A 14,529-nucleotide genomic window follows, 5' to 3' on the forward strand; every position below is an offset into this window, starting at 1 on the left:
TTTCTATTCATAAAGAAAAGACACCCAAATAAGAGTGTCTTTTCCCATAGTTTTTAGCAGAAGCAAGAAGCTCCAACAATAATCAATAAAATAAACAATACAACTAATAAAGCAAATCCTCCTGCAAAGCCACAACCGCCACCGCAGCTACCACCAAAGCCCATAATAATTCCTCCTTTAAAGAGTAGGAGAAAAATAAGGAGTCACTCATGTATTTTAATGGATTCAAATTACTTTATGTTTTTAAGGATTAAATGAGCAGGTCCTTTTGAAAATAAAGAAAAGATGATTTAAGGCGCTTCACCTGAAGAGAGGTACGGCCAGCATTTTTGAAAAAAACACGCTAAGAGCATGCAGGATTTTATACAGTTTTTCGGCTAATTCAGTAAAAAACGGAAACTCTGCAACCCACCCAGGATAGGAATGTATAAAAAAATGAATAGCATTATAGGGGTACGGAAACGATTATGGGTTTCAAGGGCCACTCTGAAATTAAATACCACGCTTCGATTTTGATAAGTGTATTTGAGAAACTCTAAATCCTTTAAAATCAATAACTTGTAACCTTCTCAATAGAGTACACTCTATTGAGAAGGTGAATATGCAATTATGCATATTTATATTTTTTTATTTTAATATTAATTAAACCTAATATATAATTAAAAAGTTTTTTACGAATTGATAAGGAGATGCGAGTATGAAGAAAACCATAGGACTTATATTATCATTATTTTAATTACTTTCTACCTATGCACCAATGTTTACAAAGGAAGTCGAAGTTTTAAATCAAATAGGCCGCGTCAAAGAGAAAGGAGATTAGTATTATTATGGATCTCGTCAACATAATGCGAATTTTAGACTAAGGGATTTTCAAATTAAAAAACTTGGTTTTACTGTTTATTAAGAAGGTTCCATAAACGGGCTACTACATTTAAAACATGAAACATCTTATGAACTAATTATTGTTTAGACAGAATGACTTAGGTTGTCCTTATGCGAAATATTAGTATGAATAGAAATTTGATAATTATATAAGACGCCGTAAATGAAGGATAAAATAAGTGCTAATTTTGCAATTATATTTTTAAAAATTGAATAGGAGATCTATTATGAATACAATTAAGAAATTATTTTTAAGTTCTGTGATATGTATTTTATTATTCAGTACAGTAGGAACAGCGTATGCAGAACAAAATGGTCAAGTGAATTCATCATCTTTTATTGACGTTCCTAAAACCCACTGGGCATATAAAGAAATGATGTATATGGCTGAAAATAAGATTATAACAGGATACGGAAATGGATATTTCGGTGCTACGGATCCTATTATTCGCGAACATCTTGCTGCTTTCTTGTATCGATATTTAAAACCGCAAGATAGTACAAATAATCCATTTGTTGATATTGGTGACAGCAATTTTAAAAAGGAAATTTTGGCACTTACTGCACGGGGCATATTTAGCGTAAATGTAGAGAAACAATTCAATCCGAAAAATAATATGACGCGTGCTGAAATGGCTGCAGTGCTTGTCAGAACATTCGATTTAAAACCGCAAGGTAATTTTGACTTTACGGATATGAAAGGTCATTGGGCTAACGAATATGTCAAAATATTAGCTGGAAATAAAATCACAAATGGTACTGGTGGTGGTAATTTCAATCCAAATGGACTTGTCACAAGAGAGCAATTTTCTGTGTTCTTATATAGAACAATCATGGCAACATCAGGTATAAAAAACAATGAATCGGTTGGATGGGTTGTAGATGGAGAAAAGAAATACTATTATGACAAAGCAGGCGTGAAACATACTGGATTATTACGTTCAGGGGATGATACCTATCTCTTCGATAAAAATGGTAATCTATCTGTGGGATGGAATACCGTTGACGGGAAGGACTATTATTTTAATAGAACAACTGGTGCAGCCCAAAAAGGCTGGTTCCCGCAGGCTACACATTGGTACTTCGCAAACGATGAAGGGGCAATTCAAAAAGGTGATGTAACTTATAAAGGTAAACAGTTTCAATTCGACAGAACAGGAAAGATGGTCAAAGGCTGGGTAAAAATTAATTCATTTGATCATAATATATACGGTTCAAGAACAGTTTTAAAAGGATATAATCCTATTCAAGTTGGAGACGATGAAGTTCTTGAAGTAGTGGGAGAAGATGATCCGTTATGGTTTAGAGTAAATTATAACGGGAAGACATACGTTGTAAAAAAACTATTTGTAGTTGTGTTTGATCAATCTTTATCCAATAAAATGGATGCGATTCGTCAAGATGTAAACGATTTGAAATTCGGACTAGAATTAATACAAAAACACTCAAAACGCTTAGCTGATGCTAATCAAGCGAAGAATATCGATACGGCTATACTAGAATCTAGCGAATTGACACAAAGTTTGAATCAGTTCCTAACGACTTTAAAAGGATCTCATATACAAAGCTTAGTTGATAACATAAACGCAAAAGAAGCTGACCCAAATGTACAAGTAAAATATCAATCTATCCTCACGAACTTGCAAATGATGGAGGATGATTTTAGTAAAATCCATAAGTTTATGTTATTAAAAGATAGTATTATGGTTTTAGATAAAGCAACAAAAGACTCTGGTACAATGATTAACAATGTACAAGCTGCTAAAGATTTGATACCAGAAACGAAAAAACAAGTAGTAGAACTCGTGGCAGAATTCATGGACCAATATGCACAGATTTTTGCCGCACAACTAGACGCGGCTTATGGTTTTCCTGTAGAAATAGATGAAGCATATGTTCAACCGATAAAAGGATTCATAGATTCCTTACCGAAAGATGAATTAAAAAAACAAGCAAACGGATTAAAGGATACTGCAACAGAAATAAAAGATTGGCATGAAGATTTCAAGGGTAGGATACCCGCATATAAATCCATGGCTAAAGATTTACACACCTTTAATAAAAGTGTAGATAAATTTGCTAAATCAGTAGATACAGCAGCTAAATCTTTACATAAGCAAGCTTTGATGGTCGAAGACTTAACAAGAAGTGTTTCTACACACATTAAAGAAGCGCAACAAGCCTTCCCAACTCTTCACACAGATATCATGTCAGGTATCGACGCTACGAACCACCTTTTAGATTCCGCTAATAAGATTGCGGGATATAAAATTGATACATCTAACGTAGCTAAAAATGTCGGAAACATGGACGGTTTAACAAATCGTCTTAAGGATTTTGGTGTACCACCTGAAAAAATGAAAGAATATCTGGAAGAACAAAAGCGAACGAATGAATTAGGATCTATGGCGCTTGATTTTATTCCAGTTGTTGGACAAATTAAACAAGGTTTACAAATTTATAATGGAAGAGAATTTTTCACAGACAGAAAATATGAGCCGAATGATTATGTATGGGGAACTGTTTCTACAGTTGTAGGTGGCACTCCTAAAGTTATTGGTCGAGTATTTGGTAAATATGGAGAGTTAGAGCAAAAAGCGAAGGATTTAGGGAAAGTATCAAAGGTAACTGAAGAGATTGGATGGAGTATGCCAAGAGGTGGCGGCGTCATTGATGGGCGTAAGTATACTGAACATGCGCTTGAAAGAATGGCACCTGATACAATTCAGGTTCGAGCAGAACTTACAAAGCGTGCACGCGAAAGAGCTGAAAGGAATGGTTACACATTCGGATCAAAAGAATACATGGAGGAATTAAAAAAAGTTGATCCACGTGGTGTAACACCAAGTGTAGTAGAAGAAACAATTAAGCATGCTACTAAAAAACCTGGAAATAAACCTGGTCTATGGCAATACGATGGGAAAGATGTTAGAGTCGTATTGAATGATAATGGTGATGTTGTTTCCGTTGTACCTAATAAATCGTGAATATTATAAATAAAGTGGATTGAGCCCATTCACGTAAGGAGTTGTTAAATTGAATATACAATATGATGAATATGAATTATTAGAAATATTCGAGAGTGAACCAGAAGATTATTTTATTCCAGGTGCAGGTGCATATAGATATAATAAAATAGATAAATTAGGTTTTGAATTAGTAATGATTATGTGTTATTACGAGGAAACTGTTGAATTAAATTTGTATTATAAAAATAAATGCATCTTTGAAACCAAGATGCATTCGGCGAAACGAATCTATACCCGTAATGACTCATTATATGTCCAAGGTGGCGTAGAAAACAAAACAATCGAAGTAAAATTCAAGCCACATTTTACAGTTACAATAAATGAGTTTTAAAAACTTGAAATCAATGCTCGTAAATATTCTGAACATTCTTTAGAAAAATGAATCCGGATACAATACAAGTTCGAGCTGAATTAGAGGCACATGCCAAAAGTAGAGGGCTTGTACGTAGTACACAGAAATTTAAAGAATTTGTTAATCCTAGAGGCATCACAACTTCTGTAGTAGATTTTCTGTGCCTTTCCATTGGAAAATCAAGACTGATATAAAAAATGAGTAGAAAAAACAAGGCTCTTACTTCGTGGATACCGCTACAAAGTAAGAGCCTTGTTTCATTATATTTGTTCATACAGTTTTCCTTGTAGTCTTCTGTTTTCATCCTTCAATCGCTTATTCTTTATCAATTTTTCGAACAGGTTGCTCCCAAAAGTTTTTTATACAAAATAACATCAAAAAATACGTCTTGAACAAGTATGAAAAAAGAAAGCTGAAGGGCAAGTAATCCTTTTGGAATCTTTTTAAGAGAAAATGATAAACTGATCGGAGACATTTCATTAACTCAAATTGTTAGGGGAGACCTCCAAAGCTGTTATACGGGATTTACTTTAGATAAGGAGCATAATGCTAAGGGCTATACAATAGAGGCTCTTCAACTTGTTGTAGATTTCGCTTTTAGGAAATTAAAGCTACATAGAATGGAATCAGGAGCAATGCTTGATAATATAGCATCTATTCGTGTATTAGAAAAAGTCCTACATAAGGGGACTTTTTCTAATACATATAGATTAAAATAATAATAGAAATTTTTTATTTTTTTCCACAACTATTAATTAAATCATATTGTTTAGAAATCATTTCATTTCGAATTTGATTGAGATGTTTATTTAATGTTTCTTTTATTGCACTACCTGTTTTGCTTTCAAAACTTTTGTTTAATTCAATTCCTTGTTCAGATAAACTTTTGCATACATCATGAAATGCTTCTTTGTTTTTTTGAATGGCATGTTTTTGGCTTGCTACTATGCTATTTGTTTTGAATGCTACATCAGTTTTTAAAAGTGATTGTTGCATTTCTTTTTCTAATTGCTTTTTAACAGCTTGCAACTCATCTATAATAGTTCCAACTGCACCAACTGTAGCTTTTTCTATTTCTTTCTCTATTTTTTGAATTTCCCCTATAAAATCCATCATATTATCTCGCCGCCAGTCCTTCAAAATTTGTTCCTAATTGATTATCTTTATCTCGTAATGAATTAGCTGCATAAGCAATATCATCTCCAAAATGAATCAATTCTTTTTGTTTTTTCCGTAAAAGATGAATTAGTTCTTCTGCTAGTTGTATATCATGAAAATAGTCTTTTCCGTTTTGGGATATTTTTGCAACCTCTCTAATTGCTTCATCTACTTCATGTTCTTCTAACAGATGATATTTTCCTCCAGGTCCTGTCTCATGCTTCAATTGACTCTTTAATTTCGCAACTTCCTCTTCTTCTTGTTGTTGAAATCTTTCTATATTTCTAATAATATCAGATAATATATCGCTTATTTTTTGTATCTCTTTTGCATGACGAATGATATCATCTGGTTCTAATTCTAGTCGAACACTACCATTATTGTGGAACATTTCTAGAAATGTTGACATTGGATGTTGTCCCATAAATACAGCCGCGAGAATACTATCTGTTCCATTACTTTTTGTTGTAAATTGTTTACCAATCATAGGTGCTCCAAATTGATTGAAATTTCCTACAGCATCTTCTTTATGAGTATAATCTACTACTTTATTTTCCATTACGCCTTCATCTACTCGTTTTTTTGCTTTATCACTTAGTAATCTATAAATATTTGGTGCAGCATATGTTGTTGCATAACAATTCATTTCTGCTGCTACATACTGGGCTTCAGCAGCACCTTTACTATGTCCGGTAGTGTGAATAGAAGTAGGATTATATTTTTTCTTAATTTTTTCTGTAAATTCTAATGCACTATCAAATGATGTCGGAGCTTTTCCGCCTGCTACACCAAGGTTCTTTTTCTGTCCAAGTGTAATTTGAACTATATCTGTGGTTTTATCTCCATCGAATCTATCAAATTCAGTACCACGGAATGCAATGATTACATCGTCATACTGTTTTTTACCAGGCTTATACTTATTTGCAGGTACTACAGCGATTGCTTGTAATCCATTTTTCACTTTTGTGTCATCTGCATCAAATGTTTCTATAACTTTCCATTCTTGACCATTAGATCCTTTGATTTTTGCCTCTTCGTGCAAAAAATCTTTATTATAAACGTTATCTGATAGTTTGAAATAATCTTCATCTGTCGCAATTGGATTCTTTTTAAATTCACTCATATGTCTCAACTCATTTCATGGTATATTTTAACTATATTCAAATACAAGGGGATTTTAAATGAAAAAGAAATTGGTAATTGTTTTATCCATTATTTGTATTATAGCAGGAGGATATTTTACTATGGAATATTTAAAACAAAAAGAAATTGAAGAAAAGTTTTGGAACGAGCAAAAAGAACGAGTAGAAAAGTATATTCACTATAATATTAAAGATGTAAAATCGATTACATTTAGAGAACATAAGGTAAGTCCAATGGGCGTTCCTCATATAAGAGGTTATATAAATGGTGATAAGGGATTATGGTTTGATGCTGGTATAGGTACTACGGAAAATTTTGAAGATGATTTTGGATGTTCTGGGGAATTAGATAAACTTATAAAAAAACCTGATAAGTCGGTATCTGAAATTGAAAAAGAAGAGAAGGAAAAGAAACAAGAGTAGTCTTTGTACTATTCTTGTCTTCTCTATCCCATTTTAAGAAGAATACATTGGTAGGCTTTTTATAAGGAGATTTCTAATGAAGAAAGCAATGATTTTGGTTATATCTGCTGTGATACTCATAGCAGGAGGATATTTTACTATGGAATACTTAAAACAAAAAGAAAAAGAAGAAGAGTTTTGGAAAGTACAAGAGGCACGAGTAGAAAAGTATATTCACTATAATATTAAAGATGTAAAATCGATTACATTTACAGAAAATAAGATAAGTCCAATGGGGGTTCCTCATATAAAAGGTTATATAAATAATAATAAAGAATTAGATTTTACAGCTAGTATAAGTACAACTGAAAACTTTGAAGACAAATTTACGCGTTCTGGGAAATTAGGAAAACTTATAAAAAATCCTGAAAAATCAGTATCTGAAATTGAAAAAGAAGAGAAAGAAAAAAACCAAGAGTAGTTCTTGCGACTACTCTTGGTTTCTGTACCCTACTTTAGAAAGAGCATATGTTAACTAGCTTGGAATATAAGGGGATTTCCAATGAAGAAAGTAATGATTTTGATTGTATCTGCTGTGATAATCATAGCAGGAGGATATTTTACTATGGAATATTTAAAACAAAAAGAAATTGAAGAAAAGTTTTGGAACGAGCAAAAAGAACGAGTAGAAAAATATATTCACTATAATATTAAAGATGTAAAATCGATTACATTTACAAAAAATGATGTAAGTCCAATGGGAGTTCCTTCTGTAGAAGGATATATAAATAATGATAAGGAATTATGGTTTGATGCAAGTATAAGTACTACAGATAAATTTGAGGATAAGTTTGGTTGTTCTGGGGAATTAGATAAAATGATTAAAAAACCAGCAAAATCTGTATCTGAAATTGAAAAAGAAGAGAAGGAAAAGAAACAAGAGTAGTCTCTTTAACTACTCTTGTTTCTTTATTCTAGGGGTACCGCCCATCACCGTTAAGCTCACAGAACAGGTTGCTCTTAAAATGAACTTCATTGCTATAAAAGACTCTAATTTTTCGTTTTGGGGCAAATATTATATAAAATAATAGCTATCTCTGAATCACTAGTTTCAAAAAGCCTTCACGCAATAATGATTGCATGAAGGCTTTTGATGTTTGCTTATTTTTTTGTCTCGTTAACCCATGTAATAATGTCCTGGATGACGTATTCGGGAACGTTAGCAGGGATTTCATATTCACTAGGGAGGCTTAATTCCCCGTCACCCTCCGTGAAGAAATGATTCAATTTCGGATATTTTTTGAACTGAACATTCCCGCGGTTTGAAAGTCCTTTCTGCCATTTTGTATATTCATCTTTTACTGTTACTTGATAATCACGTGCTCCTTGCAGAATGAGTAAAGGCTCTTTTCGTGATTTTGCCTCTTCAACTGGACGCCACCTAGAAACATCATACATAAAATGAGGTGACCCAAAATTGTAGCCAGCTGGAGGATGATTGGGATTGAAAGTAGGATCCTGAATAAAAGCGACCTGTCTTTTTAGTTCATCGATTTCTTCCTTTGACGCCCCAAGGTATTGAGAATGATCAATAGCAATGTCAGTCAAAGGGCGTGCAGGTGGTGCGAGTAAGATGCTTCCTCGGACAAGTGAGGAAGGTGCTTTGCTTAGTATACGTGGCATTGTGCCAGCTCCTAGGCTATGTCCAAGAATGAAAATATTATTTGGATCAATGCCTTCCTGCTGCACTGCTGATTTTGCTGCAAATATAGCATCATCTGTAGTATCACGGTCTAACGTAACAGGTTCTGTACTCATCTTTAATGCATGTTCTAAGGTGCGTTTTTCATAGCGCAACACTGCAATTCCGTTGGATGAAAGGCCCACTGCAATGTCTCGTAAGATTTTTGTTCCCATATATGTGCTATCGCGATCATGGATGCCAGCACCATGAACAAGAACAACTACGGGCAGCTTTTCACCACGCTTATGTTTCGGAACTGTTAATGTCGCTGGTAACGGATAGGTAGAATTTCCAATGACGATTTCACGTTCTTGATAGGAGTCAGGTTGATCATAGCTAGGATGCGGGATGGTATAAGATTCCTCGGGTGGCCTTTCTCCAATTTCATCTACTTTCCCGCCAGGTGTGAATTTAAGGAGTAGCGGTATGGTAGTTCCTTCGGTATCTGCTGGAATTTCCACCGTCTGATGGACCAAGTTTCGTTCTTTTATCACGGGGGTTCCCATACTTTTTATCCCGCTCCAGCCACTTTGTGTCCACCAGTTTTGTAATGTGGTTGCTGTAAACTTGGATTGAAAAGCAGCAGACGTCAACTGTAGTGCCTCTGCATACTTACCTTTCTGGAGATATTCAAAAAATAATGATGTACGCTCCGTTAAAGAGACTAGTTTCTTTTCAGCAGATTGTTCCTCATGTGTATCTGCGTGAATAGTTGTTGTAAGCGGGAAAGATGAAACGCCTAAAGAAAAGAGTAGGGTAAAGGTAAGGACTGATTTTTGTATTTTCTTTTTTTTATTCATGTTTTAACCTCCAATATGTGATGGTACAAAACAGGTATGGTAATTAGAATTCTGGTACGAAAACTTCAAAATATTTGCAAGCAATCTCCAAAACTTGGACATACTAATATTATTATTCTAAAAAAATGTAGATTTCTTCTCTTGTTACATGCATATTAATCCCAGAAATAATCTTTTTTCCTTCACTTTATATTTTGATTATACGAAGCAAAGCTCTCGTTTTTCTTACTTGATACTTACAAATTCCTTAAGTAGAGGATATTTTAAAATTTTGGCTGTATGAATATGTAGCGGTACTCCTATGTTAAGAGATAGCTTAAGGACCGAGGATTATATTGTTTTTATAAAGAGTTGATGTTATGTTTGTTTTGTAACATATGGTGTTTTATGCATGTAGGAGGATTTATTGAAGAAATTATTAATATTGTTTTTATTAGCTACATTTTGTCTACAGATTACAGGATGTTCTAATAATATGGGTACACTAAGGGAGAAGTCTAAAACTTTAACAACTGTGAAGTCTAAACGCATCAATAAAGGGTGGTACAAACATATGTAATAGTTTGTATCACCCTTTGTTGATGTTAGAAGTCATAAGGAAAAGGTTGATAGTTAGATATTTTTCATAAAGAAAAGACACCCATATAAGGGTGTCCTTTCTAATAGTTTTTTAGCAGAAGCAACTGCATCCGATAATGATTAATAGTATAAAGAGTACAACAAGCAAAGCAAATCCTCCAGCAAAACCACAGCCTTCTCCGCAACTACCACCATAGCCCATAATAGTTCCTCCTTTAGGTAAGAGGATTAAAACTAAGGTTCATTCATGTATTTTAACGGGTTCACTTTAATTTATGTTTTTAAGAATGAATGGAGCAGGTCCTTTTAAAAATAACGAAAAGACCCCCTAAAGTGCCTTCCTTCAACTTGAACCATCTTAATTTTAATAATATATTGGACTCCTATCCGACGAATACTATTTTACTATGCTAATTTTTTTTGTTCATTGAGGGGTAGCACCACATCGCTATCAAGCTAACAAAATACACCTACCCCCAGAACGAAACTTTGTGCTAATTTGTAATAAAAAGCTCATTTTCTCGTTATGGGGTGAATTTGTTTTCTTAAGTTGGTGGGCATACGGCAGAACCCCAAATAAATTTAATAGCGTATAATTTTCATGTTTTTTCGGCGAAACATATAATGTATTATTCGGTTCGTTGTAATATATTCTTTACTTTTTGTAAAAAAGATATTACTATTACGTTAATATAACTGTATAATAGAAGAGAGGAATGACATGCTTGAAAATAATATAGTAGTAGGAAGAGCTGAAAAAAGATGGACTCAACAACAATTAGCAGATGCAGTTGGTGTCAGTCGACAAACTATAGTAGCTTTAGAAAAAAATAAATATAACCCTTCTTTGATTTTAGCTTTCAAAATTTCTAATTCACTTGAGAAAGAGATAACCGATGTATTTAAATATAAGGAGGATGAATAATGGTTAATATTGCTACGATTGTAATTTGTGTGTTAGTAGTATTGGTGTTTATTGCAGAAATTTACAAAATTACATTTGAACGTCGGATGGAGTCACAAGATGAGAGAGGGCAAATGTTCATCTTTAAAATTAAGTCATTATCTTATACTGTTCTAACCGTTGGTATATTAATTGGAGTAGCATTAGTAGCAATATTTAAGTTAATAGATAAGGAATATTTTATTTATTATGTAATGCTTGTGTTTTTTATTCAAAGTATAGTATCATCCATTTATTTGGCTATTGTTCGGAAAGTATAAAACGGTTCACTAGATAGCGATGTGGTGCTACCTCTCATATATCATTACCCAATATTTTTCTTCTAGCTCACCTTCTTCAATAACTTTTTTCCAGCCCATATTCTCATAAAACTTTAATGCTTTTTGATTTTTAGAAACACACTTTAATCTTAATGGTGTATTCATCTTTTCTATGGAAGCATGAAGTAACTGTCTTCCAGCCCCCTTACCAAAGAACTCAGGATGTACAAATAAATTGTGTATAAAGTTTTCAGGTAAATATAAAGAAGCAAATCCGAGGATATGATTATCTTCCTCTGCTAGTAGTATATGTTCTCCTTCAGTATGTTTCTCAAAATCTTCTATAGTCATTTCATTTCTATCTAGCCAATGAAAACTTTCACGCCGTGATTCTAAATATATCCTTCTTAAATTAGGGTAGTCTAATGCAGTTGCTACTCTAATATTCATTTTCTCACTCTCTCTTCCTTTTTTTAATTGAATAAATCTAACCGTTTCTAGAGTAAACGGTTAAATTTACGAGAGAAATTTATTCACTCGTATCTCTTTAAAACAATGGCTGCATTATGCCCTCCGAAACCAAATGAGTTAGATAGACCTATATTTATTTTCACTTGGCGAGCAACAGATGGTACATAATCCAGATCACATAATGGATCAAGATTTTCTAAGTTAATTGTTGGAGGAACTGTCCCTTCCTTTAAGCTCATTGCTAGAGCAATTGCTTCAACTCCACCAGCTGCCCCTAACATATGACCAAGCATAGATTTATTAGCTGTTACCGGAATCTGATAAGCTTGTTTTCCAAACAGTTGCTTAATAGCCATCGTTTCAGAGATGTCCCCCACTTTTGTACTTGTTGCATGGGCACTAATAACATCAACTTCTTCAGGCGATATATTGGCATTTTTTAAAGCTGATCTCATTGCAAGATAAGCACCTTTACCTTCCGGATGTGTAGCTACGATATGGTATGCGTCTGAACTTGCACCATATCCAATGACTTCTGCATAAATCTTTGCCTCTCTATGTAAAGCATGAGATAAAGATTCTAAGATTAGAATTCCAGCTCCTTCTGACATGACAAATCCATCTCGATTTTCATCAAATGGACGACTAGCTTTAGTGGGATTATCGTTTCTTGTTGATAATGCTGTAGCGTTACCAAAACTGGCTATTGATAAGTCTGTTATAGCTGACTCTGTTCCACCCGCAAATATAACGTCAGCTTCCCCAGAACGAATTAGTCTAAAGGCTTCCCCGATAGATGTATTTCCAATTGCACAGGCAGAAACAGGTGACATAGAAGGTCCCATCGCATTCCACTTGATACTAATTTGTGCTGCAGCAGCATTAGACATTATGGCAGGTACTAGAGTTGGGCTGACTCTTCTTGGTCCCTTCTGCCTAAGTGCATCAACATTTTCAATCAAGGTTTCAATCCCTCCAATACCTGAACCCACGTATACGCCTAACCTTTCTACATCTATACGATCGAGGTCTAACTTAGAATCTGACCAAGCTTGTTCAGCTGCAGCCAAAGCAAATTGAGAAAAACGATCTAAACGTCTTGCCTCTTTCTTTCCTAAAACTTCATCTGCATCAAAATCTTGGACGATACCCGCAATTTTTGTTTTATGATTGGTAACATCGAAAGTATCGATATTGACTATACCAGATTCCCCTTTAATTAGATTGTTCCAAAATGTTTTGATGTCGTTTCCTATAGGAGAAACTACGCCCATACCAGTAATCACAACTCTTTCCACTTTGCATTCCCTCCAATCAATAATATACTTGTATTTTACAGTCAATTTATCCTATTACAAGGGGGGGATTTATCCTAGTATAACTACTACTAGGATAAATTGATAAGATAAGGAGTTTTAAAAATGAATAATAAAACAAGGCTTAAAGCTCTGTCGGCATTCTTAAAAGCTAAGCGTGCCCAAATTAGTCCAGAGTCTATTGGTTTGTCTGCCGGAAACCGGAGAAGAACACCTGGGTTACGAAGAGAAGAGGTTGCGCAGTTAGCAGGTGTAAGCACCACTTGGTATACATGGCTAGAGCAAGGAAGAGATATAAAGGTTTCTACAATCGTACTTGATTGTATTTCTAAAGCTTTGCAATTAAATAATGATGAAACAGACTACTTATATGACCTGGCATTCGAAACAAATTCAGAAAGTACAAGTCCAAAAAAGGATCAATCAAAGCTTAGCCCTTCTTTAATACGAATACTAGATGAATTAACATATTGTCCAACTATCATTACGGATCGACATTGCCATATTATGGGCTGGAATCCTGCAGCTGCTCATGTTTTTTTAGATTTTGAACAAATACCAAATGATCAAAGAAATTTGATTCGTTTAGTATTCACTAGAAAAGAGTTAAAAGCATTGGCCGTCAATTGGGAACATTTCGTGAAAGGTTTTCTTGCTATTTTCCGTACCTATTATGGACGCTATTTAGACGATGAATGGTACAGCCAGTTTATTGAAGAAATGAGTCGTTCCCATCCAGAATTCCAGAATTTATGGCAAGAAAGTCAAGTGAGTAAGGCTCCAGACATGATAATTGAATTCAGACATGCTAAAGCAGGCAAAATGCTGTTTAATTTAACTTCTTTTCAAGTTCAAGGTGATATGGATTTACGGTGTAGTATCTATACGCCAGTAGGGGAAACGGATACAGAAAATAAATTAAAGCGATTAATGAAGAGGGTATCCGTTGAAAATTAATAAAGTAAGTTCATTACATTAGCAAAATGATAATGATTACTGAACAAAGTCATTATTCCTTATGGGAAAAAGAGTTAACTTTACTTTTTCCTTTTTGTTCAATGGGTGGATGGCGTTAGTTGAAGGATCATAGAAATGAACAGACTTTTTTATAAAAGAATGAATCAATTAAATAAAGTAAGAGCGTGTTTCGAACAATTTCAGAACACATAGGTCATTTATCTCTTTGTTCTGTACCCATTAAAGATTTCCACAGTACTAGGTCAATCTATCTTGTTTCTCGTACAGAAAAGATAGGACGAGCTCTTTTTTAAACATTTATGACTTAGCCCCCATATCTATCACCCTAACAAAAAAGGTTACCCAAAAACTATAAAAATGAACTTCGGTGCTGTAAAAAACACAAAATTATCGTTTAGGGGCTTCTTTAAAGTCTTAGCTTGATAGCGATGGGGTACCGCCACATTGCTATC

15 protein-coding genes and 1 pseudogene are annotated in these 14,529 nt (G+C 34.1%); 9 read left to right on the forward strand and 7 right to left on the reverse strand.

The window, feature by feature from the left end:
- Positions 1–53: 53 nt before the first annotated feature.
- On the reverse strand, positions 54–164 hold the full coding sequence (locus BHV55_RS05120; RefSeq protein ID WP_000505681.1) for a YjcZ family sporulation protein: 111 nt from the start codon (positions 162–164) through the stop codon (positions 54–56).
- 945 nt (positions 165–1,109) lie between these two features.
- On the opposite strand from BHV55_RS05120, the gene BHV55_RS05125 reads away from it, so the two are divergent.
- The 3 genes and pseudogenes from BHV55_RS05125 to BHV55_RS05135 all read left to right on the forward strand — a co-directional run.
- Positions 1,110–3,869: an S-layer homology domain-containing protein gene (locus BHV55_RS05125; RefSeq protein WP_083320165.1), complete on the forward strand. Its 2,760-nt coding sequence runs from the start codon at positions 1,110–1,112 to the stop codon at positions 3,867–3,869.
- A gap of 49 nt (positions 3,870–3,918) precedes the next feature.
- Entirely contained in the window at positions 3,919–4,242 is a 324-nt protein-coding gene (locus BHV55_RS05130) for a hypothetical protein (RefSeq protein ID WP_001025896.1), read from the forward strand.
- A 360-nt stretch (positions 4,243–4,602) separates the two neighbouring features.
- Positions 4,603–4,982 (forward strand): annotated as a pseudogene (locus BHV55_RS05135) (GNAT family N-acetyltransferase); the annotation flags it as partial.
- Positions 4,983–4,995: 13 nt separating this feature from the next.
- Here BHV55_RS05135 and BHV55_RS05140 read toward each other — a convergent pair.
- Positions 4,996–5,379, reverse strand: a complete 384-nt coding sequence (locus tag BHV55_RS05140; RefSeq protein ID WP_000968629.1) for a hypothetical protein — start codon at positions 5,377–5,379, stop codon at positions 4,996–4,998.
- A 1-nt stretch (position 5,380) separates the two neighbouring features.
- Complete coding sequence (locus BHV55_RS05145) at positions 5,381–6,544, reverse strand: alpha/beta hydrolase family protein (RefSeq protein ID WP_001288649.1); 1,164 nt, start codon at positions 6,542–6,544, stop codon at positions 5,381–5,383.
- 58 nt (positions 6,545–6,602) lie between these two features.
- On the opposite strand from BHV55_RS05145, the gene BHV55_RS05150 reads away from it, so the two are divergent.
- From BHV55_RS05150 to BHV55_RS05160, 3 genes are all read left to right on the forward strand, one after another.
- Positions 6,603–6,986: a DUF1433 domain-containing protein gene (locus BHV55_RS05150; protein ID WP_000728343.1), complete on the forward strand. Its 384-nt coding sequence runs from the start codon at positions 6,603–6,605 to the stop codon at positions 6,984–6,986.
- A 76-nt stretch (positions 6,987–7,062) separates the two neighbouring features.
- A complete protein-coding gene (locus tag BHV55_RS05155; RefSeq protein ID WP_000710032.1) occupies positions 7,063–7,446 on the forward strand; it encodes a DUF1433 domain-containing protein in 384 nt (127 codons plus the stop codon).
- An 81-nt stretch (positions 7,447–7,527) separates the two neighbouring features.
- A complete protein-coding gene (locus tag BHV55_RS05160; RefSeq protein WP_070757264.1) occupies positions 7,528–7,911 on the forward strand; it encodes a DUF1433 domain-containing protein in 384 nt (127 codons plus the stop codon).
- Positions 7,912–8,126: 215 nt separating this feature from the next.
- Here the strand turns inward: BHV55_RS05160 and BHV55_RS05165 are convergent, their stop codons facing one another.
- Complete coding sequence (locus BHV55_RS05165; protein WP_070757263.1) at positions 8,127–9,509, reverse strand: alpha/beta hydrolase; 1,383 nt, start codon at positions 9,507–9,509, stop codon at positions 8,127–8,129.
- 670 nt (positions 9,510–10,179) lie between these two features.
- Positions 10,180–10,290, reverse strand: a complete 111-nt coding sequence (locus BHV55_RS05170; protein ID WP_000540371.1) for a YjcZ family sporulation protein — start codon at positions 10,288–10,290, stop codon at positions 10,180–10,182.
- A 519-nt stretch (positions 10,291–10,809) separates the two neighbouring features.
- Here BHV55_RS05170 and BHV55_RS05175 point away from each other — a divergent pair.
- Positions 10,810–11,013: a helix-turn-helix transcriptional regulator gene (locus BHV55_RS05175; RefSeq protein ID WP_000892395.1), complete on the forward strand. Its 204-nt coding sequence runs from the start codon at positions 10,810–10,812 to the stop codon at positions 11,011–11,013.
- A complete protein-coding gene (locus tag BHV55_RS05180) occupies positions 11,013–11,312 on the forward strand; it encodes a hypothetical protein (protein WP_000247165.1) in 300 nt (99 codons plus the stop codon). The genes BHV55_RS05175 and BHV55_RS05180 overlap by 1 nt, the downstream gene beginning before the upstream one ends.
- 27 nt (positions 11,313–11,339) lie before the next feature.
- Here BHV55_RS05180 and BHV55_RS05185 read toward each other — a convergent pair whose 3' ends face one another.
- Both BHV55_RS05185 and fabF read right to left on the reverse strand, forming a co-directional pair.
- Positions 11,340–11,762, reverse strand: coding sequence for a GNAT family N-acetyltransferase (locus tag BHV55_RS05185; RefSeq protein WP_070757262.1), 423 nt, complete (start codon positions 11,760–11,762; stop codon positions 11,340–11,342).
- 83 nt (positions 11,763–11,845) lie between these two features.
- Positions 11,846–13,081 (reverse strand): beta-ketoacyl-ACP synthase II, encoded by a 1,236-nt coding sequence (gene fabF, locus BHV55_RS05190; RefSeq protein ID WP_000442906.1) that lies wholly within the window; start codon positions 13,079–13,081, stop codon positions 11,846–11,848.
- Between the two features lie 123 nt (positions 13,082–13,204).
- Between fabF and BHV55_RS05195 the strand changes: the two genes are divergently transcribed.
- Positions 13,205–14,056 carry a helix-turn-helix transcriptional regulator gene (locus BHV55_RS05195; RefSeq protein WP_001060883.1) on the forward strand — a complete coding sequence of 284 codons (852 nt, stop codon included), beginning with the start codon at positions 13,205–13,207 and terminating at the stop codon, positions 14,054–14,056.
- The last annotated feature ends 473 nt before the right edge of the window (positions 14,057–14,529 follow it).

Source organism: Bacillus sp. RZ2MS9 (assembly GCF_001816185.2).
Taxonomy (GTDB): Bacteria; Bacillota; Bacilli; order Bacillales; family Bacillaceae_G; genus Bacillus_A; species Bacillus_A cereus.